The 21248-nt window shown below is 60.5% G+C and carries 20 protein-coding genes; 14 read left to right on the top strand and 6 right to left on the bottom strand.

The genetic code is table 11. From position 1 onward, the window contains the following. Positions 1-17: 17 nt before the first annotated feature. Positions 18-425 carry a homoprotocatechuate degradation operon regulator HpaR gene (hpaR, locus tag OH764_RS20430; RefSeq protein ID WP_498851249.1) on the bottom strand — a complete coding sequence of 136 codons (408 nt, stop codon included), beginning with the start codon at positions 423-425 and terminating at the stop codon, positions 18-20. A gap of 192 nt (positions 426-617) precedes the next feature. Here hpaR and OH764_RS20425 point away from each other — a divergent pair, with 192 nt between their 5' ends. The 10 genes from OH764_RS20425 to OH764_RS20380 all read left to right on the top strand — a co-directional run bounded on the left by OH764_RS20425 (position 618) and on the right by OH764_RS20380 (position 8037). Continuing rightward, a complete protein-coding gene (locus tag OH764_RS20425) occupies positions 618-1391 on the top strand; it encodes an FAA hydrolase family protein (protein ID WP_498850530.1) in 774 nt (257 codons plus the stop codon). Next, the gene (locus OH764_RS20420) at positions 1388-2146 is read left to right on the top strand and encodes a fumarylacetoacetate hydrolase family protein (RefSeq protein ID WP_498850529.1); all 759 of its coding nucleotides are present in this window, start codon (positions 1388-1390) and stop codon (positions 2144-2146) included. Before OH764_RS20425 ends, OH764_RS20420 begins: the two co-directional genes overlap by 4 nt. 28 nt (positions 2147-2174) lie before the next feature. Next, positions 2175-3632, top strand: coding sequence for an aldehyde dehydrogenase family protein (hpaE, locus tag OH764_RS20415; protein ID WP_498850528.1), 1458 nt, complete (start codon positions 2175-2177; stop codon positions 3630-3632). A 62-nt stretch (positions 3633-3694) separates the two neighbouring features. Further along, positions 3695-4558: a 3,4-dihydroxyphenylacetate 2,3-dioxygenase gene (gene hpaD, locus OH764_RS20410; RefSeq protein WP_498850527.1), complete on the top strand. Its 864-nt coding sequence runs from the start codon at positions 3695-3697 to the stop codon at positions 4556-4558. Between the two features lie 20 nt (positions 4559-4578). Further along, a complete protein-coding gene (locus OH764_RS20405; protein WP_498850526.1) occupies positions 4579-4980 on the top strand; it encodes a 5-carboxymethyl-2-hydroxymuconate Delta-isomerase in 402 nt (133 codons plus the stop codon). Positions 4981-5022: 42 nt separating this feature from the next. Beyond that, positions 5023-5826, top strand: a complete 804-nt coding sequence (gene hpaH / locus OH764_RS20400; protein ID WP_020068294.1) for a 2-oxo-hept-4-ene-1,7-dioate hydratase — start codon at positions 5023-5025, stop codon at positions 5824-5826. An 8-nt stretch (positions 5827-5834) separates the two neighbouring features. Next, entirely contained in the window at positions 5835-6638 is an 804-nt protein-coding gene (hpaI, locus tag OH764_RS20395; protein WP_498850525.1) for an aldolase/citrate lyase/malate synthase family protein, read from the top strand. Positions 6639-6689: 51 nt separating this feature from the next. Beyond that, positions 6690-7073 carry an ArsR/SmtB family transcription factor gene (locus tag OH764_RS20390; protein WP_498850524.1) on the top strand — a complete coding sequence of 128 codons (384 nt, stop codon included), beginning with the start codon at positions 6690-6692 and terminating at the stop codon, positions 7071-7073. After that, complete coding sequence (locus tag OH764_RS20385) at positions 7070-7597, top strand: SRPBCC family protein (protein WP_498850523.1); 528 nt, start codon at positions 7070-7072, stop codon at positions 7595-7597. Before OH764_RS20390 ends, OH764_RS20385 begins: the two co-directional genes overlap by 4 nt. Before the next feature lie 23 nt (positions 7598-7620). Further along, entirely contained in the window at positions 7621-8037 is a 417-nt protein-coding gene (locus OH764_RS20380; RefSeq protein ID WP_498850522.1) for a DUF1801 domain-containing protein, read from the top strand. Between the two features lie 55 nt (positions 8038-8092). On the opposite strand, the gene OH764_RS20375 is transcribed toward OH764_RS20380, so the two are convergent. Then, positions 8093-10243, bottom strand: a complete 2151-nt coding sequence (locus tag OH764_RS20375; RefSeq protein ID WP_498850521.1) for a tetratricopeptide repeat-containing glycosyltransferase family protein — start codon at positions 10241-10243, stop codon at positions 8093-8095. A 211-nt stretch (positions 10244-10454) separates the two neighbouring features. Here OH764_RS20375 and OH764_RS20370 point away from each other — a divergent pair, with 211 nt between their 5' ends. From OH764_RS20370 to OH764_RS20360, 3 genes are all read left to right on the top strand, one after another. Beyond that, a complete protein-coding gene (locus tag OH764_RS20370) occupies positions 10455-10856 on the top strand; it encodes a DUF2946 domain-containing protein (RefSeq protein ID WP_498850520.1) in 402 nt (133 codons plus the stop codon). 91 nt (positions 10857-10947) lie between these two features. Further along, entirely contained in the window at positions 10948-13392 is a 2445-nt protein-coding gene (locus OH764_RS20365) for a TonB-dependent receptor (RefSeq protein WP_498850519.1), read from the top strand. Between the two features lie 54 nt (positions 13393-13446). Then, the gene (locus OH764_RS20360; protein ID WP_498850518.1) at positions 13447-15009 is read left to right on the top strand and encodes a PepSY-associated TM helix domain-containing protein; all 1563 of its coding nucleotides are present in this window, start codon (positions 13447-13449) and stop codon (positions 15007-15009) included. Between the two features lie 41 nt (positions 15010-15050). On the opposite strand, the gene OH764_RS20355 is transcribed toward OH764_RS20360, so the two are convergent. From OH764_RS20355 to OH764_RS20340, 4 genes are all read right to left on the bottom strand, one after another. Further along, positions 15051-15383: a DUF2322 family protein gene (locus OH764_RS20355; RefSeq protein ID WP_498850517.1), complete on the bottom strand. Its 333-nt coding sequence runs from the start codon at positions 15381-15383 to the stop codon at positions 15051-15053. A gap of 77 nt (positions 15384-15460) precedes the next feature. Next, positions 15461-17377 carry an NHL repeat-containing protein gene (locus OH764_RS20350; protein WP_498850516.1) on the bottom strand — a complete coding sequence of 639 codons (1917 nt, stop codon included), beginning with the start codon at positions 17375-17377 and terminating at the stop codon, positions 15461-15463. A gap of 81 nt (positions 17378-17458) precedes the next feature. Then, on the bottom strand, positions 17459-18100 hold the full coding sequence (locus OH764_RS20345) for a DsbA family oxidoreductase (RefSeq protein WP_498850515.1): 642 nt from the start codon (positions 18098-18100) through the stop codon (positions 17459-17461). Positions 18101-18218: 118 nt separating this feature from the next. Further along, positions 18219-19217, bottom strand: a complete 999-nt coding sequence (locus tag OH764_RS20340; RefSeq protein WP_498850514.1) for an SDR family oxidoreductase — start codon at positions 19215-19217, stop codon at positions 18219-18221. A gap of 169 nt (positions 19218-19386) precedes the next feature. Here OH764_RS20340 and OH764_RS20335 point away from each other — a divergent pair, with 169 nt between their 5' ends. Then, the gene (locus OH764_RS20335) at positions 19387-21222 is read left to right on the top strand and encodes a pyruvate oxidase (protein WP_498850513.1); all 1836 of its coding nucleotides are present in this window, start codon (positions 19387-19389) and stop codon (positions 21220-21222) included. The last annotated feature ends 26 nt before the right edge of the window (positions 21223-21248 follow it).

The following is a 21248-nucleotide window of genomic DNA, read 5'->3' as shown; positions in this document are numbered from 1 at the left end:
CAACGCTGCGTGCCCGCTCAGTCGTCTTCTTCCTCGAGACCGGCCAGCAGATCGTCCACGGCGCGATAAACCCGCTCGACGATCTCCGGCCCCACCTTGCGCTCCAGCTCCCGATAGTGCGCCTCCAGATCCTTCGAGATCACACGCACCAGCTCGACGCTCGTGTCCGTTAGCGACACGAGCACGCGGCGCTGATCTTCGGGGAAACGCTCCTTCGTCACTAGCTCCATGCTCTCCATGCGTGCGAGCACGCCTGCCATGCTCGGACTCGAAATCGTGCAGATGTCGGAGATATGGCGCGGCTCCATCGGGCCGTGCTCGTTGAGCGCGCGAATCACGCGCCATTGCTGCTCAGTCAAACCGTGCGCGGTAATCAATGGACGAAAACGCTCCATCATTTTTTCTCGGGCGCGCAGCAACAGCATCGGCAGATTGCGGTGCAAAACTCGTGTGGAAGCGGACGAAGACATAGTGGACGATGGTTGGAAGCAGCCGTCGAAGCTTAAGGGAAAACCCGCGATCAGCCGACTGGCTATTGACCCTGGATCATATCAAGCGCAATACTACTAACATGTTAGTGTTTATGCCAAGTATCCATTCAGAGGCACTGTCAGGTCATGTTTGCACTTGCCGATCATCTGCTGCACCCTGAAGGCGACGCGCTGCCTCGCGATGTCGACGCGCATGCCGCAGCGGCGTTACTCGCGCGCGGCATCGCCTGCCGTCCGCCGGTTCCCGGCGCGATCTACGGAACATTGCTGAATGACCGTGCGGCGCTGGAGGCGCTAGGCGATGCAATGCACGCAGCGCCGTACAAATCACCGCCGAACGCGCCGGTTCTTTATCTGAAGCCGCGCAACACGCTCGCGGGACATCGCGCGAAAATCGTCATACCCGACGATACACCGGGCGTCGAAGTAGGCGCGTCGCTCGGCATCGTGATTAGGCGCACCGCAACGCAGGTTAGCGTGGAGCGCGCGTTCGATTACATCGCGGGCTATACGGTCGTGGCCGATCTCAGCGTGCCGCATGCGAGTGTCTATCGACCGTCGGTGCGTTTTCGCGCCCGCGACGGTTTCTGTGTGGTCGGACCTGCGGTTGTTGCGGCGCGCCATGTTGCGAATCCCGACGATCTGGCCATCGCGGTGTCGCTAAACGGTGCCGGTGCTTCCGCGGCGAGTACCGCTTCGTCGGTACGCGGTGTGGCGCGACTGCTTGCCGACGTCACCGAATTCATGACGCTCGCGGCGGGCGACGTCATCACGCTCGGCGTTCCGCATGGCTCGCCTATTGCCCACGTCGGCGACGCGGCGACACTTTCGATCGGCGCGCTTCCGCCGCTTCACGTGTCGTTCATCGGCCCAGAAGAATTAGACGGAGAACAGCCATGATGCGCGGCCGTGTTGCGTATGCCGGAGCGATTCACGAAGCCTATCCGCATGCACAGGGCGTGCTGCTTGCAGACGGGCGCGTGTGTCGCGAAGATCGGGTCGTCTGGCTCGCGCCCATTGAAGTCGGCACCATCTTCGCGCTCGGCTTGAATTACGCCGAGCACGCGAAAGAGTTGCAATTCAACAAGCAGGAAGAGCCGCTCGTTTTCCTCAAGGGACCGGGCACGGTTCTCGGTCATCGGGGCTTTACGCGCCGCCCGGCCGGCGTCGCCTTCAGGCACTACGAGTGCGAGCTCGCTGTCGTAATAGGCCAGGGCGCTCGCCATGTGACGCGCGACAATGCGATGCAACATGTGGCCGGCTATACGATCGCCAACGACTACGCGATCCGCGACTACCTCGAAAACTATTACCGCCCCAACCTGCGCGTGAAGAATCGCGACGGCGGCACGGTGCTCGGCCCATGGTTCGTCGACGCAACCGACATTGAAGATGTCACGCAACTGGAGTTGCGCACGTTCGTCAACGGCACGCTGCAACAGCGCGGCAATACGCGGGACCTCGTGACCGATATCCCCGCGTTGATCGAATATCTCAGCAGCTTCATGACGCTTGCGCCCGGCGACGTGATACTCACGGGTACGCCCGAGGGCATCGTCAACGTCAATGCGGGAGACGAAGTGGTGTGCGAGATAGACGGCCTCGGCCGTCTCGTCAATACGATTGCATCCGACGCGGACTTCGGCCGCGCCTGACTGCCAGAAAAAAGCAAAGGACAACGCAATGCGAATTGAACATCTGATCAACGGCAAAGCAGGCGGCGCGAAAGATTACTTCGAAACGGTCAATCCGGCGACGCAAGAAGTACTTGCGGAAGTGGCCCGTGGCACAGAGGCGGAAGTCGATGCGGCGGTGCGAGCGGCAAAGGAAGCATTCCCCGCATGGGCGGGCAAACCCGCTGCGGAACGCGCAAAGTTAATTCGCAAGCTCGGCGAGCTGATCGCCAAGAACGTGCCTGAGATATCGGAAACCGAAACGAAGGACACAGGCCAGACCATTTCGCAGACGCGCAAGCAACTCGTGCCGCGCGCGGCCGACAACTTCAGCTATTTCGCCGAGATGTGCACACGCGTGGACGGCCACACGTACCCTACCGACACGCATCTGAACTACACGCTTTTTCATCCGGTCGGCGTGTGCGCGCTCATTTCACCGTGGAATGTACCGTTCATGACGGCCACGTGGAAGGTCGCGCCCTGTCTCGCGTTCGGCAATACCGCGGTTCTGAAGATGAGCGAGCTGTCGCCGCTTACCGCGTCGATGCTCGGCAACCTTGCTCTCGAAGCGGGAATCCCTGCCGGCGTGCTGAACGTCGTGCATGGTTTCGGCAAAGAAACGGGCGAGCCGCTCGTCGCGCATCCGGACGTGCACGCGGTCTCCTTTACCGGATCGACTGCGACGGGCAACCGGATCGTGCAGACCGCCGGACTCAAGAAGTTTTCAATGGAACTCGGCGGAAAGTCGCCGTTCGTTATTTTCGACGACGCCGATTTCGAACGCGCGCTCGATGCTGCCGTATTCATGATCTTCTCGAACAACGGCGAACGCTGTACGGCCGGCTCCCGGATTCTCGTGCAAAAGTCGATTTACGCGAAATTCGCTGAACGCTTTATCGAACGTGCGAAGCGTCTCACGGTCGGCGATCCGCTTGCCGACAGCACGATCGTCGGGCCGATGATCAGCCAGGGGCACCTGGCGAAAGTGCGCAGCTATATCGAACTCGGACCGAAAGAAGGCGCAACGCTTGCCTGCGGCGGTCTCGACATGCCCGGCTTGCCCGACTCCATGCGTCATGGCAACTTCGTGATGCCCACGGTATTCGTCGATGTCGACAACCGTATGCGTATTGCGCAGGAAGAGATCTTTGGCCCCGTTGCGTGCCTGATCCCATTCGACGACGAAGCCCACGCGATCAGACTCGCGAACGACATCTCATACGGTCTGTCGAGCTACATCTGGACGGAGAACACGGGGCGCGCGCATCGTGTGGCGGCTGCCGTCGAAGCCGGCATGTGCTTTGTCAACAGCCAGAACGTGCGCGACCTGCGCCAGCCGTTCGGCGGTACCAAGGCATCGGGCGTGGGGCGCGAAGGCGGTACGTGGAGCTATGAAGTATTCCTCGAACCGAAGAACGTTTGCGTGTCGCTCGGTTCACATCACATCCCACGCTGGGGCGTCTGACACGCCGGCATGTCGAGCGCGAGCCGCACTACGGTTCGCGACATAAACAAGAGGAGACCGCGATGGGCAAACTCGCGCTGGCAGCAAAAGTGACACACGTGCCGTCGTTATATCTGTCCGAACTCGACGGGCCGCACAAGGGTTGCCGTCAGCCCGCAATCGACGGCCATCGTGAGATTGGCCGGCGTTGCCGCGAACTGGGCGTGGACACGATCGTCGTATTCGACGTGCATTGGCTCGTTAATAGCGAGTACCACATCAATTGCGCGCCGAAGTTCGAAGGCATCTATACGAGCAACGAATTACCGCATTTCATCAAGAACATGCCGTACGCTTACCCGGGCAACGTGGACCTCGGCAATCTGATTGCGGAAGTGGCCAACGAAATGGGTGTGAAAAGCCGAGCGCATAGCGAGACCACGCTCGAACTCGAATATGGCACGCTGGTGCCCATGCGCTATATGAACGGCGATCAGCACTTCAAGGCGGTGTCGGTAGCTGGCTGGTGCATGTGGCATGACCTTGATACGAGCGCGCGCTTCGGTCTCGCTGTGCGCAAGGCGATCGAAGAGCGTTACGACGGCACCGTCGCGATTCTGGCCAGCGGTTCGCTGAGTCACCATTTCGCCAACAACGGCACCGCCGAGCAGTTCATGCATAAAGTGTGGAGTCCGTTTCTCGAACAGATGGACCGCCGGGTTGTCGAGTTGTGGCAAGCCGGTGACTGGAGGACGTTCTGCGAAATGCTGCCGCTTTACAACGAAAAATGCTGGGGCGAAGGCGGCATGCACGACACGGCGATGCTGCTAGGCGCGCTCGGCTGGGACCGCTATGACGGCAAGGTAGAAGTCGTCACGCCGTATTTCGGCAGTTCGGGTACCGGACAGATCAATGCGATCTTTCCGGTGACTCCACTGACCGCCTGACTTGCGTAAAGGAGACTGACGTGCCGCATCTAACACTCGAGTACAGCGCGAATCTTGCTGACGCAGAAAGTATCAGCCGCCTGTGCAATACCCTCGCTCAATGCCTCGCCGAACAGCGCGATAACGAACAACGTGTCTTTCCGCTTGGGGGCATTCGCGTCCGCGCGTTGCGGTGTGAACACTACTGCATTGCAGACGGACGCGCCGACGCAGCATTTCTCCACGCAATCCTGAAGATCGCTGCGGGCCGCTCCGATGCCACGAAGAAGGCGACGGGCGATGCGCTCTTCGCGCTCATCAAACAGCACTTCGCCGATGAGTTTGAACAAAGCGGACTAGCGTTATCGCTCGAAATCAACGAATTCAGCGAAGCAGGCACCTGGAAGCATAACAACCTGCACGCGCGGCTCAAAGCGCAGTAGCGAGCCGGAACACACTGACAGCGGCTCAATAGAGAACTCATCATGCTAGACCAACAAACCATACGCGAGCTCGCCGCACAACTCGACAATGCAGAGAAAACACGCACGCAATTGCGCCACTTTTCCGCCGCTTATCCGCAGATGACCGTGGAAGACGGTTACGCGATCCAGCGCGAATGGGTGAACCTCAAGCTCGCCGAAGGACATGTGATCAAGGGGCGCAAGATCGGCCTCACGTCGCGCGCGATGCAGCGTTCCTCGCAGATCGACGAGCCGGACTATGCGCCGCTGCTCGACAGCATGTTTATCGAAAACGGTCAGGACATTCGCGCGGACCGCTTCATTGCGCCGCGCGTCGAAGTGGAACTTGCGTTTGTACTTAGCAGGCCCCTGAAAGGCCCAGGCGTTACGCTGTTTGACGTGCTCGATGCAACGGCTTATGTGACGCCCGCAGTGGAAATCATCGACGCGCGCATCGAGCAGTTCGACCGCGAGACGCGTGCCCCGCGCAAGGTCTACGACACCATTTCCGACTTCGCGGCGAATGCGGGCATCGTGCTGGGCGGTCGTCCGGTGCGTCCGCTTGATGTCGATCTTCGCTGGGTCGGTGCGTTGCTCTACAAGAACGGCGCCGTCGAGGAAAGCGGGCTTGCGGCGGCGGTGCTGAATCACCCGGCAACCGGCGTCGCGTGGCTCGCGAACAAGATTGCCCCTTATGACGAAATGCTGAATGCGAACGACGTAATTCTGAGCGGTTCCTTCACGAGCCCGATTCCCGCCAGAGCGGGCGACACCTTCCACGTCGATTATGGTCCGCTCGGCGGCATCGGTTTGAACTTCATTTGAGTACGCACATGTCCTTGCCGCAGAACACATTCAAACGCGCACTGCGTGAAGGCACGCCGCAATTCGGCTTGTGGGCGGCGCTGGCCGACGCCTACGTGACCGAGTTGCTCGCCACTGCCGGTTTCGACTGGCTCCTGATCGACAACGAGCACGCACCGAACGACGTGCGCAGCACGCTCGCGCAGTTGCAGGCGGTAGCGGCTTATGCGTCGCATCCGGTGGTACGTCCTGTGCGAAGCGATAGCGCGTTGATCAAGCAACTGCTCGACATCGGCGCGCAGACGTTACTACTGCCGATGATCGACACCGCCGCCCAGGCGGCCGACGCGGTGGCGGCAACACGTTATCCGCCGCAGGGCATTCGCGGCGTGGGCAGTGCATTGGCGCGCGCGTCGCGATGGAACCGCATCCCCGACTACCTGAACCGCGCCGCGGACGAACTCTGTGTACTGGTGCAGGTGGAGACCGTGGAAGGCATGAACAACCTGACGGCAATTGCCGCTGTCGACGGCGTGGATGGCGTGTTTTTCGGACCCGCGGATCTGAGTGCGTCAATGGGCCTGCTCGGCCAACCCGGCGAGACCAGCGTGCGCGAGGCGATTCGCGGCGGCATCGAAAGTGTACGGCGCGCGGGCAAGGCAGCGGGTGTACTGGCGCCGGATCGGGCGATCGCCGACGAATACCTTGCGGCCGGCGCGACGTTCGTCGCGGTCGGAACGGATACCGGTTTACTGAGCCGCGCGGCGGCAGATCTGGCGGCATCGTATAAGAACACTGCGGGATCGCACGTCAGCGCGCGGGGCGGGTACTAAAAAGCTGCAAGCAAGGCCGCAATCACGACCGTAAGGCAACCGTGTTTCGTCATGCCTCGCGGCTTGACATTTATATACTTCACGAGGTATATAAGCACTATGGACTCAACATTTGCTGTCATCGCCGAGCCGAGCCGCCGCGCTATCCTCAGTCTTCTTGCCTCTTCGGAGCAATCCGTGGGTGATATCGAGGAACAGCTCAAGCTCTCGCAACCCTCTGTGTCAAAGCATTTGCGAGTGCTTCGCGACGCCGGCTTCGTTGAGTCGCGTGTCGAGGCGCAGCGGCGTGTGTATCGGATCAAGCCCGAGCCGCTTATGGAAATCGACGCCTGGCTCGCTCCGTTTCGCCGTTTCTGGTCGGTTCATCTCGACGCGCTCGAGCGTCATCTCGATCAGACCCATCCCGCACCGCCCCGCAAGGAGAAGAAACGATGAGCAATCGCGAGTCTTACCGGCCCGGTCCTGCCGCCGGAGCCACAGTTCAGAAAGACGGAGACAGATGGACACTCGTCCTCGTGCGTGAGTTGCGCCATTCGCCGGACAAAGTGTGGCAAGCGCTGACGGATCCCGCCAGCCTGCGCGAATGGGCACCGTTCGACGCGGACCACAGCCTCGCCTCGGTCGGACCAGTGAAGCTCTCCACGGTGGGCACGCCCACACCGCAAGTGTCCGAGACTCAGGTGACACGCGCCGACGCGCCCAACCTTCTGGAGTATCGCTGGGGCGAGAACGATCTTCGCTGGCAACTCGAAGCGCTCGGCGACGGCACGCGTCTCACGCTATGGCACAACATCGATCGCAACTTCATATCGATGGGTGCGGCCGGCTGGCATATCTGCCTGGACGTACTCGACCATTTCCTTGCCGACGATCCCATTGGACGTATCGTCGCCGGCGAAGCAATGAAATTCGAGTGGCCGCGCCTGAACACCGAATACGCAACGCAGTTCGACCTTTGAACCGGAAAGCCGAGGAGAACGATATGAACCGCTCCGCTTCCACAGAAACCCAGCCTGCCTCCGAACTGATCGACAAAAGAATCGCGGACCTCGGAGACTGGCGCGGGACTACCTTGAGCACAATGCGCAAGCTCATCAAAGAGGCTGATCCGGATGTGGTGGAAGAGTGGAAGTGGATGGGCACGCCCGTGTGGTCGCATGACGGAATCATCTGCACGGGCGAGTCTTACAAGTCGGTCGTGAAACTGACCTTCGCGAAGGGCGCATCGTTGGATGACCCGGCGAAGCTGTTCAACTCGAGCCTCGACGGAAACGTGCGGCGCGCAATCGATATTCATGAGGGAGAAGAACTTGATGCGGATGCGTTCAAGTCCCTCATTCGAGCCGCAATCGCGTTGAACACGTCCAGCAAAAAGCCAAAGCCAAAGCGAGCGAAGTAGTCGCGGCTTAGAGCCGTATTGCCAGCGAGTCGAGGCGCGCTTGCGCCGCTTCTTGCTAACTACGCACGCCGAACCGCGCCACGCACGCCTGCCTCACCCTTTCGACGACCACCGCCCACTGCTCCCCTCGCTCGCGGCGAAATAACCGCACCGTGTGCGGATACCACGGCGAATCGCTACGGTCGTGCATCCAGCGCCAGTCGACATCTTTTTGCGGCAGAATCACCCAGCAAGGTTTGCCGAGCGACGCAGCGAGATGCGCGATCGACGTATCCACGCAAATCACCAGATCGAGTTGCCCGACGATCGCAGCGCTGTCGGCCAGATCGGTCACCATCGAGCCGAGATGAAGCAACGGGTGACCGGCAGGCGGATTTCGTGCTTCGTCCTCGCCCTGCCCCTTTTGCAGACTCACGAAACTCACGCCGTCTACGCTCCACAGCGGCGCAAGCGTCGCGAGTGACGGAATCGAGCGGTTCGCGTCGTTATGATGCTTCGCGTTGCCCTTCCATACGAGGCCGATCCTGCGACCCGGCGGCAGTGCGTCGATAACGGTCCGCCACTGTTCGACGAGCGACGGTTCCACCGCAAGCCGGACCGGTCGCGGGATGGTGTCGACAGCCGTTCGCAGATGCAGCGGCGCACTCAGCAGACTCGTCCAGCAGTCGTAAGCGGAGGCGCGCGCGACGGCGGTGTCGTGGTCGAGTACGGCATCAACGCCGTCTACGCAAGCCATCAGCCTATGCAGCGCAGGCGCGCACGCGAACGCGATATGCGCTGCGCCCTGCGCCTTGAGCAAGGCGAAATAACGGCTGAAGTGCAGCATATCGCCGAGACCGTCTTCCTGCCAGACGAGCAGCGAACGCCCCGACAGTGCGTCGCCCTGCCACTGCGGGCAACTCAGTCTCTGAGCAGTGTGCCGATGCACGAAACCGGTTAGTCGATAACGGCATTCGTATAGCCGCCACCCTTCGTCGAAACGCCCCATGCCGAGTAACAACGTGGCTAGCCCGAAGCGCGCTTCGCCGTAATCGGCACGTAGTTCAAGCGCGCGACGGTACGCACTCTCTGCTTCGGGCAAGCGCTTCAGCTGCGCGAGCGTAGCACCGAGGTTGTAATGCGCTTCCGCGAGATCGGGATGAACGCACAGAGCCTGCTCGAAGCACTCAACAGCTTCAGGCAAGCGATCGAGCAGGCGCAGCACGCAGCCGAGATTGTTGTGCGCGGGCGCGATGCCGGGCCGCAGGCGAACCGCTTCGCGGTAAGCCTCTGCGGCCTCGGTCAGACGTTCGAGCTTGAAGAGTGTAATGCCGAGGTTGTAGTACGCCTCGGCGTAATCGGCACGAAGCGCGATTGCCTTGCGGTATGCCGCCTCCGCCTCGGGCAGCCGCTGCAGATCGGTCAACGTGGCTCCGAGATTCACGTGGGCTTCCGCGTAATCGGGCCGCATGGTCAACGCAAGCCGGCACGCAAGTTCTGCCTCGGTCAGGCGCTGCGCGGCCTTGAGCGCGCCCGCAAGATTATTCAATGCCTCCGGATATTGCGGCCTGATCGTGAGCGCCTCGCGATAAGCAGCGTCCGCTTGCGCAACCTGGCCAAGGTCCATCAATACGTTGCCCAGGTTGTTGTGTGCTTCCGCGTGCGCCGGCAATCGGACGAGCGTCTCGCGATAAGCGGCTTCGGCCTCGTCCAGGCGTTGCAGTGCGTGCAGGACGACGCCGTGGTTGTAGTGCGCTTCTGCGTGATCCGGGCGTAGCACGAGCGCCCTGCGGTACGACGCTTCCGCATCCTCGTGATAGCCCTGTGCATAAAGTACTGCGCCTAGCTGATTGTGGGCATCCGCATGTCCGGGCTGCAGAACGATCAGTTGCCGGTAGATTGCCTTTGCCGCGGAGAGACGTTCACGCGCTTTCAGCAGCGCGCCGAGGCTTTCATATACCTCGACGTAGCCGGGCGTCATGCGCAAACAACGGCGCCAATAACGCTCGGCGTCGTCCGGCGAGCCTAGACGGCACGAAGAAGCGCCCGCAAGGTTGAGCGCGTCGGCCATTGCGTGAATCGTAGCGTCGTCCAGCGCGCTTTCGTCCCGCTCGATCACCGGCATGACGGTCGATAATGCCGCAGCGAATTGATCCGCGGAATAAAGCGCCATCGCCTGCTGGTTCAGTTCCGTAATAGAAGAGGCGAGCGTCTGCGTGAGAGTCATGAGTCGGGTTACGTTGCGGTCTGGCATTCGCGCACGGAGTCGCGCATGTTGCACGAAAGCGAACATGTAGCACGCAGATTAAGCGATGCGGCGCGATTGTAACGGCGCGAAATGAGCGGTTTTACACCGTCAATCCACAGCTATAGCCAGGATCAGGCAGAAAAAAACGGCGTGCAATGCTAGAATCGCCCGCGTTTCCTTGCTCATCGCCATGACTCCACGTTCCCGCAACCGTCTGACCGCCTGGCTTGGCCTCATCGCCATGTGGCTCGTCGTGTTTGCGCCCGCCGTGAGTCAGGTACTGGCGTCCAACCGCGCGCAGGAGCCGATCGCCGCGTTGTGTTCGGCGCTGCAAACGGTCCAGCCCGGCGCGGCGGATCAGGCAGCCCATGCCGATGCAATGGCGGTGCATCTCAGTCACGACGACGCCTTCGGCGCTTGCGGGTACTGCCATCTCCTGCAACATCACGTGGCAATGCCTACAGTTGCCACAACGCCCGCGCCACTAGCCGTTATGGTTACGGGCACTGCACCGCCTGTTCTCTCCACCCGCTTTACACCGCTCGGCGCGTTTCCGTCCGGGCGCCCAAGAGCACCCCCTGTCGTTTCCTGATTGTCGTTGTTCCTGATCGCGCATTGACCGCACTCGTCGCATTCGTCGACGGCGCGCGCGATCGTCCGTTCAATGCATCAAGGAAACTGTCATGTTCATCTTCGCGCTGCGAAGGTTGCCCGCTCGCGTCCGCTTCGAGCGTGGTGCCGGCGTCGCCACTCGTGCCGTCCGCACCTTTCGGGTTTTCACATTCGCGCGATTGCATTGCGCTTCATTTGCGTCGTATTTGCACGCATTCTTCCGGGCTGCTGTGACGGGCCTGGCAGGGTTTGCGGCGTTGTCAGCGTCGCCCGCTCGTGCCGACACAGCCAGCGCCGAAACCACGCTGCCCACCGTAAGCGTGAGCGCGAATAGCGCCGCTGATCCGACCGCCGCAACGCGAGCACTCGACCCGGATCTGCCCGCCACAGTCGAAACGGTTACGCGCGATCAATTCTCCAATTGGAATGTCGTCAACACCGAAGACGTGTTGAAGTACATGCCGAACCTTGCGGTCCGTAAGCGCTTTATCGGCGATCTGAATTCGATCATCGCCGTGCGCGGGACAAGCAACACACAGAGCGCACGCGGTCTCGTCTATGCGGACGGCCTGCTGCTCAGCAATCTGCTCGGCAACAGCTATTCTTTTCCACCGCGCTGGTCGATGGTCTCTCCCGACGAGATCCAGCGAGTCGACGTCATTTACGGCCCCTATTCCGCGCTCTATCCGGGCAATTCGCTCGGTGCAACGGTGCTGATCAGCACGCGCATGCCGAAGAAGTTCGAAGCCGAGGCCGACGTAAAAGCATTCACCCAGCATTTCAGTCTCTACGGCGTGAATCGCAATTTCAACGGCAGTGAAGCGAGTGCTTCGCTAGGCGACCGGATCGGCAAGTTCTCTTATTCGCTGGGCGTGAACCACCTGGAAAACACGAGTCAGCCGCTGCAATTCGCAACACTCGCCAAATCGGGCACGCCTGCGAGAGCCGGCGACACGCCCGTGACCGGCGCCTACTTCTACAACAACCAGACCAATACACCGACGGCCATACTCGGCATTAACGGCGAAGGCATTGAACACACGGTGCAAGACCAGTTCAAGCTGAAGATGCAGTACGACTTCACGCCGACACTGCAAGGCGGTTTCACGCTGGGCTATTGGCATCAAACGTATAACAGTCAGACGTCGAGCTTTCTGCGCGACGCAAACGGCAACCCTGTGTACAGCGGAAAGGTAGCCATTGACGGATACGAGTACACCGTTCCAGCAGCCGCGTTTGCACCGAGCCTCGGACATAGCGAGAACTGGCTATACGGCGTGTCGTTGAAAACGCGCCATGCGACGGGCTGGAATGGCGAGGTGATCGCATCGTATTACGACGTGGGCGATAGCGTCGCGCGTCTCGCCAATTCCGGAGCGCCCGGCAATGGCGCGGGCACCGTCACTTTCGGCGATGGTACGGGCTGGAAAACGCTCGATCTGCGCACCACCTACACACCGGCATCGACGCAGGCGGGACTGGCCAATCACGCGCTGAGCTTCGGCTATCACTACGACGATTACTTTCTCGACAACGAAAGCTATTCGACGCTCAACTGGCGCGACGGCGCAGCCGCTACGTTTGCCAACTCGTTCGCCGGCAAGACGCAAACTCAGGCGCTGTACGCACAGGATGCATGGCGCTTCCTGCCGCGCTGGAGATTCGTGTACGGCATACGCTACGAAGACTGGCATGCATACGACGGATCGCAGTCCCTGCCCGGTACCACGATCGCGCTGAGCGACGCAAATCAGCGGCACTTTTCGCCGAAGGCTTCTCTATCGTTCGACGTGAGCGACGAGCTGACATTGCGTGCATCGATTGGCCGCGCGTATCGCTTCCCAACCGTCAGCGAATTATTCCAGGGGCAAATCAATGGCTCGTCAATCGTCAATAACAATCCGAACCTCAAACCGGAAGACGATCTCTCGAAAGAACTGACAGCCGAATGGGCGCACTGGAATGGCATTTTCCGCTTCTCGCTGTTTCAGGACGACGTGAAGAACACGATCTTCAGCCAGACGGATACGACCGTGATTCCAAACGTGACGAACTTCCAGAACATCGGCAAGGTGCGCTCGCGAGGCGTCGAAACGAGTTATGCAGGCGAGAACGTATTCATGCGGGGACTGGATCTGCTTGCGAGTGTCGCTTATACGCAGTCGAAGATTCTCGCCAACACGCAAAACCCCGCAAGCGTCGGCAAGTACTTTTATCGCATTCCATTGTGGCGCGCGAACATTGCAGCGACCTATCGCTTCGACGAGCATTCGGCATTGACGCTTGCCGCACGCTATTCAGGCCGCCAGTACAACACGCTCACTAACACCGACACGAATCCGGACGTGTTTGGCGGCACAAGCTCATATGCAGTGGCAGACGCCAAGTTCACCTTCAAGCCCACGAAGCTCAGCGAAGTGGGCATTGGCGTAGATAACATTTTCGATGAGCGGTACTACGTCTATCACCCGTATCCGGGCCGCACCTTCTACGTGGAAGCAAAGCTGCGCATGTAATGCGTGGCGCCGTGCAAATCAGGAAGAACCAGATCATTTTTGCAGGAGGATTTCATGTCCACCACCATTCAGCAAAATGCTGCATCGCGCACCATGACCAACAGCAACGGCTATCGCACGCTATGGCGATGGCATTTCTATGCCGGACTGTTCGTGATGCCGTTCCTCGTCGTGCTGGCAATAACAGGCACGCTGTACTGCTTTCAACCGCAGATTGAACCGCTGCTTTATCCGCAGCTTCTCGTCGTCGAATCTCGAACGGCACCGCGTATGCCAGCCGACGTACTGCTTGCGCGAGCGCGGGCTGCGATGCCGACAGGTTCCGTTGCCGTGACTACCGTTATCCCGGATACGCCTGAGCGCAGCATGGAATTCATCTTCCGTCTCGCGGATGGGGAAAAGCAAAGCGTGTATGTGAATCCGTATAACGCAGAAGTACTCGGCACGTTGAGCGTCGAAAATCGCTTCATGCAGATCGACCGCATGCTCCATCGCAAGCTGTTGCTGGGCAAGCCGGGCGAGTTGCTGATGGAACTCGCCGCATGCTGGACTCTCGTGATGATCGGCACTGGCGTTGCGCTGTGGTGGCCGCGTGGAGCGACGCGGGCACGCGATGCGCTGGTTCCGCGCCTCACACTGAAAGGCCGTCCGTTATGGAAAAGCGTTCACGCGGTGATGGGCATCTGGCTCGCACTCGGCACGCTGGCATTCGTGCTGACGGGTCTTCCGTGGTCCGGCTCGTGGGGCAAGCAGTTCAAGGCACTCGCGAGCGCCGCCAATCTAGGCGCGCCGCCCGGCACCTGGGGCGGCTTGCCGTTGCGCTCCGTGCTGCCCGTCGCGGCGCGCGGCGACGTGACGGCCAACACGTCGGCAAACACGACGGCAAACACGACGGCAAACACGACGGAAACAAAAGCTCGTGCAACGCACGCCGGACACGCCGGCCACGACACACAGGCCGCGCAGGATGACTCGATGCCCGGCATGGTCATGGACGACTTGCCGTTGCCGCAAACGCCGTGGGCCGTCGGCAATGCGCCTGTGCCCGCTTCCGCCAATGAAGGAACAACGCCCCCGCTACCGCTCGGGCGCATCGTCTCGCAAGCGGCGGCGCTCGGCGTGACGAGCGGCTACAACATCGCATTGCCCACCTCGGCAACGGGCGTGTACACCGTCTCCTACTTCCCGGCCGATCCGCAAAAGGAACGGACAATCTATATCGACCAGTACAGCGGCACCGTGCTCAAGGAGATTCGCTATTCGGACTACGGAGCAGTATCGAAAGCGGTTTCCTACGGCACGTCATTGCATATGGGCCGCTATTTCGGCGTTGCCAATCAGATCTTGTGCGCCACGATCTCGCTCGGTCTTGCGATGATGGCCGTAACCGGCTGCGTGATGTGGTGGAAGCGCAGGCCCCAGCGCTCGCTCGGAGCGCCTTCGCGGGAAAGAGCCGCACCGCCGATGCGCGGCTGGAAGACCGGCCTCATCATGCTGGGCATCGTCTTTCCGTTGATGGGCGCCACGCTGATCGTAGTGTGGCTCGGCGACCGCGTACTATTCGGACGTGCTTCGCGGCGCAAGCGAGCTACACCATATGAGTCGGTGGAGCGGTAGCACTGTGCGCCCGAAATACTTTCAAGCGCACCGCAAGCGGTTCAGCCCGCCTGAATAACGTCGATACGCAATGCCGGCGCGCCTGCTGCAATCGCGAGAAGATGATCGACATTCGGATGCGCGCCTGGCCGGTTGCGCGCGTCAGCGGTATGTTCGCCAAACACCGCGAGACCATGCTCGGCCGCTTTGGCGTCGAGCGTGCCGAAGGTCTGCTGCAAATAGTTGTACACCGCGAGCGAGCCCTGCTTGCCCGGCTTGTTCTCGATGCTTGCCACCACCGCGTCTTGCGCGTCGATCAGATCGATGCGTGCGATACCGTCGATCGCGGGCATTTGCGCAAGGTTCTCCTTGAATACGTTACTCGCCTGAATCACTGAAACCACTCCTTTTAAGCAGGGAAATTGCCACGAGGGCCGTATCTTATCCGATAGCCCCGTTGCATCGCGCCCGCTCACGGGGTCCAGCGGTAAACGATAATGCTCGATCCGTTGTAGTTGTCTTTTGTGACCACGTACTCACCGCTCGCTCGCACAAATGCGCGAAGCCCGTACATCGAATCGACGTCGTTGCCGACATCCACCGTACCGGGACTGTTGTTGATTAGCGTGGTGTCGAGTTGGCCGGTGGTGAGATTGAAAGCGTCGATGTTCGGCACCGTATGCACGTACCCGACGAAAAGATAATTGCCCGCTGCAGTAATCGACTTCGGATTGGCACCGGTGAGTTTGATCACCGGCTGCGGCCGCGTGGTATTGCCCGCACTCCAGCCGTGGTAAACCTCGATGCGCGATTGAATCGCCGTCCAGTCCCAACTCCCCGCAACGCCTTGCGCGAGAATCATCGTGTCGCTCTCCGGCAGATAGATGATGCGCGTCAACGGCCGGATACTGAGCGGAATGGAAATTGTGATTGCCGGTCCCCACAACGGTTTGCCGTTTCCGTCGAAACCTGTGAGCGGGTAGTGATAGATATGATTGGTCCTGTCGAGACCGGCCCACACATCGCCACGGCTATCGATGCAAAAGCCCCCGGTTATCTTCACCGTCGTGTTGAACGCAGTCCCCGGAATCGATCCGTCCGGTATTGCAATGTAGCCGCTCGCCGCGTTGAAATGATAGAAGTTGAATGTATCGGGATTCTGACCTGACGCAACCAGAATACGGTTTCCGCCCACGCTGACGAGTTGACCGAAGTGCTGCCCGCGCTGGGTGTCGTTAATGTTCAGTCGCGGGTCTGAAGGATAGGTGAACGGATCGACGGTATTCGCAACGAAGGTGCCGCCCGCGCCGCCCGTATAAATGTGCGCACCGCTGTAAAACCAGGCGCCGTCTGTCGTGGGATCGGGCGCCGCGACGGCCTCAAAGTTCAGTGCCTGCAGTTTCCATTTCAGATTGCCGCCCCCGTCGTATGCATGCAGATCCGTCGGGCCGTTGCGGCCAAGGTCCCAGCCGCCGCCCCACGGATTGTTCAGCACATAGAGAGTACCGGCTGCGTCTTTGCCAATGCCCGCCACACGCGTGAAGCGCTTATCGCCAACCTGTCCTTTGATTCCCGTCGTCGTGTCCAGATAGCCGCCCTGAATGCCGAACGTGCCGGCTAATGTCGGCGTGCCCGCAACGTTGTAGATCTTGATGTTCATGTCGGGCCCTTCGTCGCCGATCATGAGTTGTCCCGTCGACACATCGAAATAAAGTGCCGACGGCCGCGATGCAGCAGGCATCTGGATCGTACTCAAAGGCGCACCGCCCGCACTGAATTCGGCTACGACGCCTGCACTTTTTCGCGCAACCCACAAATTGCCCGCGCTATCGAGCGCAAGCGCGCCTGGAGCGGCTACGCTAATGTCTTGCTGCCAGACGCCGTCGGTTGTATAGACGCGGACACGGTTACCATAAAAGTCGCTGACATAAAGCAGCGTGCCTGCCGTGGCGAGCCCGGTGATGACATCGGCGTGAGGTATGCCGGTCCACACGCTGACGGGAATACGAAGTTCGAGCGCTTTCGTCGCGCGGTTATAGCGCCCCACGGAGCCGCTGCCAAACGACCTGTTGTACTGCAATGCCGTAAAGATCGACGTCGCATTACCTGTTATCGCGCTGCCCTGAAAGTCCGCGTGAGTGCCGATCGAGCCGATGCTCTGGCCATTCTGATAGATCGCCACACCGCCCTCGTTCTCGTCCCACAGCGACGACGTATAAATCACCCCTTCGGGCGCAACCCACATCGAGCGCGCGCCGTTGCCGACGTGCGCCGCGAGCGTGCCGTAGGTATTGGCGAGCCAGTCGGTCGTGTATTGCGCATGGCACGCGCAGGCAAGCGCCATCAGCACGAAGCCGAACAACGCGGCAGCGATCCGCTTTGTGATCATCGACGATTGCCTCCAGCGGTACTTCGTTTGCGTCACAGCGCGCATGACTGCATGCGGCCATTTCAATTCGGGAGTGCCGGCTTACGCCTCGGCGAGAATCTGCTGGATGACCTGCTCGAAGGTCTCGACAGGTTGGCCGCCGCTCACCAGGTAGCGGCGATTGAAGATGATCGCAGGTACCGACTGGATGCCATGCGACTGGAATTCCTGTTCTTCCGCGCGGACCTCGTCGGCGTAGTCGCCGCTTTGCAGCACGTTGCGCGCTGCATCGGCGTCCAGTCCCACCGCCTGAGCTGCTGCGACGAGCACGTCATGGTTGCTCGGGTCGCGGCCCTCGGAATGATAAGCGCGCAGCAATTCAAGCTTGAGCGGCAACTGCTTGCCTTCAAGACCGGCCCAATGCAAAAGGCGGTGCGCATCGAAAGTGTTATAGACATAAGTGCGCGGTCCGAAGTTGAAGCCGACGCTTGCGCCGCGCTCGCGAATCATTTCCTGCGTCTGCACAATCTGCTCGGGCGTGCGCCCATACTTCTTGCCCAGATAGTCGACGATCGCCTCGCCCTCGGGACCCATCTGCGGGTTCAGTTCGAACGGGTGTACGACGATCTGTGCATCCACGGCATCTCCCAGGCGCGCCAACGCGAGCTGCAGTGAGGAAAGGCCGATGGCGCACCAAGGGCATGCGATATCGGAGACGAAATCAATTGTGAGCGGTTGGGACATGGCTTTCCTAAAGGCGATGGGGTAACAGGTCGAGACAGCCGGAGATATGCGTATTGTTACCGATCCAGGCTATTCACGTCTCCCAGCGCGGCAAGGAGCACCGCTGCACGCGTGCGCGTTATGCGCCTCGGCTCTTTCTGATCAGCAAACCGATGCCGCCAGCGATCCCGATACTGGCCAAAGCGCATAAAACGCCGCGGTGGCGAACCGCTAACATTTCGCGGCTTGCCGGTTTCGACTCGCGGTCAAAACGTCCGTGCGCGCCAAAATCGCCGGGTACTGGATCGAAGAGATTGCTGGGCGCGTCGGGGCTGAGCGGTTCGTCGGTCAGTTGTCCCTCGTAGCCCGCATTTGCCAGATATCTGTCGAGCAATCCGGGCGCGATGCGGTTTGCAAGAATTGCTTTGGCCGTCGGAAAGCCCACCCATACCTGGCGTCGTTTATGCGTTGCGGCGAAATAGATGGCACGTGCGGCTACTTCCGGCTGGAAAATAGGCGCGACCGGTTTTGCCTTCCTGCCCATCTTGTTGAGCGCCCAGTCGAACTGCGGCGTATTCAGTGCCGGTAGATCGACCATGGTCAAATGCACATTGAGCCGGTCGTGAATGATCTCCGAACGCAGCGCGTCGGTGAAGCCGCGCACCGCGAACTTCGCTCCGCAATAAATCGACTGCAGCGGCACCGAGCGATACCCAAGCGCGGAACCCACGTTGACGATAGTGCCGCGATTGCGCGTACGCATCCGCGACAGCGCGGCCATCGTGCCATGCACCTGGCCGAGATAGGTTACCTGGGTTCCTCGCTCGAATTCCTGAGCGGTAAGTTTCGACACGGGTGCAAAGACGGTGGCCATTGCAACGTTGACCCATACGTGGATAGGACCGAGTTCCGCCTCCGTCCGCGAGGCGGCTTCTTCTACGCGCTCTGCATCGGCGACATCCGTTGGAATCGCCAGCGCGCGCACGCCATATGCACGCTGGATCTCGTCGGCGGCGCGCGCGAGCCGCGCCGGGTCGCGCGATAACAGTGCGACATCGTAGCCGTGCCGCGCAAACTCCTCTGCAGCCGCGCGTCCAACTCCGGCGCCCGCTCCGGTCACGACAACAACTTTGCTCATAGCGATCCCTTGTGCCTCGTTCGCGCAGCACGTGTGCATAGCAGCGCAGCAAAAAGCGAGCCCACTAGATCTGCATGGCATGGTGATTCTTTCTGCATGAAAGAACGCGGAACGCGCTTTGCAACTCCGTCTGGATCTACATCATGAATACTTTTGTGAGGAGCTATCCATGTCCATCACCGTCGGCGACTTTATTATCGAGCGACTACAGGCGTGGGGCGTGCGCCGTATCTTTGGTTACCCTGGCGACGGCATCAATGGCGTATTCGGCGCGCTGAATCGGGCACAAACGGAGGCCAAAAAACATCGCAAGACCACAGGTCAACCGGAGCCGATCGAATTCATTCAGGTTCGTCATGAGGAAATGGCGGCCTTCATGGCATCGGCCCATGCCAAATTCACCGGCGAACTCGGAGTTTGCATCGCGACGTCCGGACCCGGCGCATCGCACCTTGTTACAGGACTCTACGACGCCCGAATGGATCACATGCCAGTGCTGGCGATAACGGGTCAACAGGCACGTTCAGCACTCGGCGGTCATTATCAGCAGGAAGTCGATCTCGTCTCGCTGTTCAAAGATGTCGCAGGCGCGTTCGTCCAGCAGGCCACGGTGCCCGCGCAAGTGCGCCATCTCGTGGATCGCGCGATACGTACCGCACTTTCCGAGCGCAAGGTGACCGCGCTCGTTTTGCCGAACGACTTGCAGGACTTGCCTTACGAGCCGCCCGCGCGCAAGCATGGCACTTTGCATTCGGGTGTCGGCTATCGCGCGCCGCGTCTCGTCCCACAAGCGGAAGATCTGCAACAGGCCGCGGACGTGCTCAACGCCGGCAAGAAAGTCGCGATACTCGTCGGCGCCGGCGCATTGCACGCGACCGATGAAGTCATCGCCGTCGCTGAGAAGTTGGGCGCAGGTGTCGCGAAGGCTCTGCTCGGCAAAGCGGCTCTGCCCGACGATTTGCCGTGGGTCACCGGCTCCATCGGTCTACTCGGCACCAAGCCAAGCTACGACCTCATGACCGAGTGCGATACGTTGCTGATGATCGGCTCGGGCTTCCCATATTCAGAGTTCCTGCCGAAAGAAGGTGCGGCGCGCGGTGTGCAGATCGACCTCAAGGCCGACATGCTGAGCCTGCGTTATCCGATGGAAGTGAATCTTGTCGGCGATAGCGTGGAAACGCTGCGCGCGCTGCTGCCGTTGCTCGAACACAAGCAGGATCGCGCGTGGCGCAAAACGATTGAAGGCTGGACTGCCGACTGGTGGAAGACGCTCGACAAGCGCGCACACGAGCCGGGCAAGAACGCGGTCAATCCGCAACGCACCGTGTGGGAACTGTCGCCGCGTGTCCCGTCGAATGCCATTGTGACGAGCGATTCGGGCTCCTGCGCGAACTGGTACGCACGCGATCTGAAAGTGCAACGCGGCATGATGTGCTCGCTGTCGGGAGGTCTTGCGTCAATGGGCGCGGCCGTGCCGTATGCGATCGCTGCGAAGTTCGCTTATCCCGAGCGCCCAGTGATCGCTCTTGTCGGCGACGGCGCGATGCAAATGAGCAACATGGCCGAACTCATTACCGTTTCGAAGTACTGGAAAGGCTGGGCCGATCCGCGCTGGATCTGCATGGTGCTGAACAACCAGGATCTGAATCAGGTGACGTGGGAACAGCGTGTAATGGAGGGCGATCCGAAATTCGAGGCATCACAGGACATTCCCTCCGTGCCGTATCACAAGTTCGCGGAGTTGATTGGCCTGAAAGGCATTTATGTCGACGACGCAGAGCAGATGGGCGCCGCGTGGGACACAGCGCTGGCCGCGGATCGCCCCGTCGTGATCGAGGTGAAGGCCGATCCGAACATTGCGCCGTTGCCGCCGCACATCACGCTGGCACAGGCCAAGGCATTTGCATCGACCTTGCTGAAGGGCGACCCGGACGAAGGCAATGTGATTGTGCAGACCGCAAAGCAGGTGCTTGGCGCAGTGCTTCCGGGTCACCACGACGAGTAAGCGTGCGACGCTGGCCAGTTAGCCAT

This window comes from Burkholderia sp. M6-3 (assembly GCF_050858985.1).
Classification (GTDB): Bacteria; Pseudomonadota; Gammaproteobacteria; order Burkholderiales; family Burkholderiaceae; genus Paraburkholderia; species Paraburkholderia caledonica.
This window is presented reverse-complemented; position numbering and strand designations above follow the sequence as displayed.

Excerpts from the sequence above, each read along its gene's own strand:
- hpaE (WP_498850528.1), top strand. The coding sequence starts at position 2,175 with ATGCGAATTGAACATCTGATCAACGGCAAAGCAGGCGGCGCGAAAGAT.
- OH764_RS20345 (WP_498850515.1), bottom strand. The coding sequence starts at position 18,100 with ATGTCCCAACCGCTCACAATTGATTTCGTCTCCGATATCGCATGCCCT.
- hpaR (WP_498851249.1), bottom strand. The coding sequence starts at position 425 with ATGCTGTTGCTGCGCGCCCGAGAAAAAATGATGGAGCGTTTTCGTCCA.
- hpaD (WP_498850527.1), top strand. The coding sequence starts at position 3,695 with ATGGGCAAACTCGCGCTGGCAGCAAAAGTGACACACGTGCCGTCGTTA.
- OH764_RS20385 (WP_498850523.1), top strand. The coding sequence starts at position 7,070 with ATGAGCAATCGCGAGTCTTACCGGCCCGGTCCTGCCGCCGGAGCCACA.
- OH764_RS20420 (WP_498850529.1), top strand. The coding sequence starts at position 1,388 with ATGATGCGCGGCCGTGTTGCGTATGCCGGAGCGATTCACGAAGCCTAT.
- OH764_RS20375 (WP_498850521.1), bottom strand. The coding sequence starts at position 10,243 with ATGACTCTCACGCAGACGCTCGCCTCTTCTATTACGGAACTGAACCAG.
- OH764_RS20425 (WP_498850530.1), top strand. The coding sequence starts at position 618 with ATGTTTGCACTTGCCGATCATCTGCTGCACCCTGAAGGCGACGCGCTG.
- OH764_RS20365 (WP_498850519.1), top strand. The coding sequence starts at position 10,948 with ATGTTCATCTTCGCGCTGCGAAGGTTGCCCGCTCGCGTCCGCTTCGAG.
- OH764_RS20350 (WP_498850516.1), bottom strand. The coding sequence starts at position 17,377 with ATGATCACAAAGCGGATCGCTGCCGCGTTGTTCGGCTTCGTGCTGATG.
- OH764_RS20380 (WP_498850522.1), top strand. The coding sequence starts at position 7,621 with ATGAACCGCTCCGCTTCCACAGAAACCCAGCCTGCCTCCGAACTGATC.
- OH764_RS20360 (WP_498850518.1), top strand. The coding sequence starts at position 13,447 with ATGTCCACCACCATTCAGCAAAATGCTGCATCGCGCACCATGACCAAC.
- OH764_RS20340 (WP_498850514.1), bottom strand. The coding sequence starts at position 19,217 with ATGAGCAAAGTTGTTGTCGTGACCGGAGCGGGCGCCGGAGTTGGACGC.
- hpaH (WP_020068294.1), top strand. The coding sequence starts at position 5,023 with ATGCTAGACCAACAAACCATACGCGAGCTCGCCGCACAACTCGACAAT.
- OH764_RS20370 (WP_498850520.1), top strand. The coding sequence starts at position 10,455 with ATGACTCCACGTTCCCGCAACCGTCTGACCGCCTGGCTTGGCCTCATC.
- OH764_RS20335 (WP_498850513.1), top strand. The coding sequence starts at position 19,387 with ATGTCCATCACCGTCGGCGACTTTATTATCGAGCGACTACAGGCGTGG.
- hpaI (WP_498850525.1), top strand. The coding sequence starts at position 5,835 with ATGTCCTTGCCGCAGAACACATTCAAACGCGCACTGCGTGAAGGCACG.
- OH764_RS20390 (WP_498850524.1), top strand. The coding sequence starts at position 6,690 with ATGCCTCGCGGCTTGACATTTATATACTTCACGAGGTATATAAGCACT.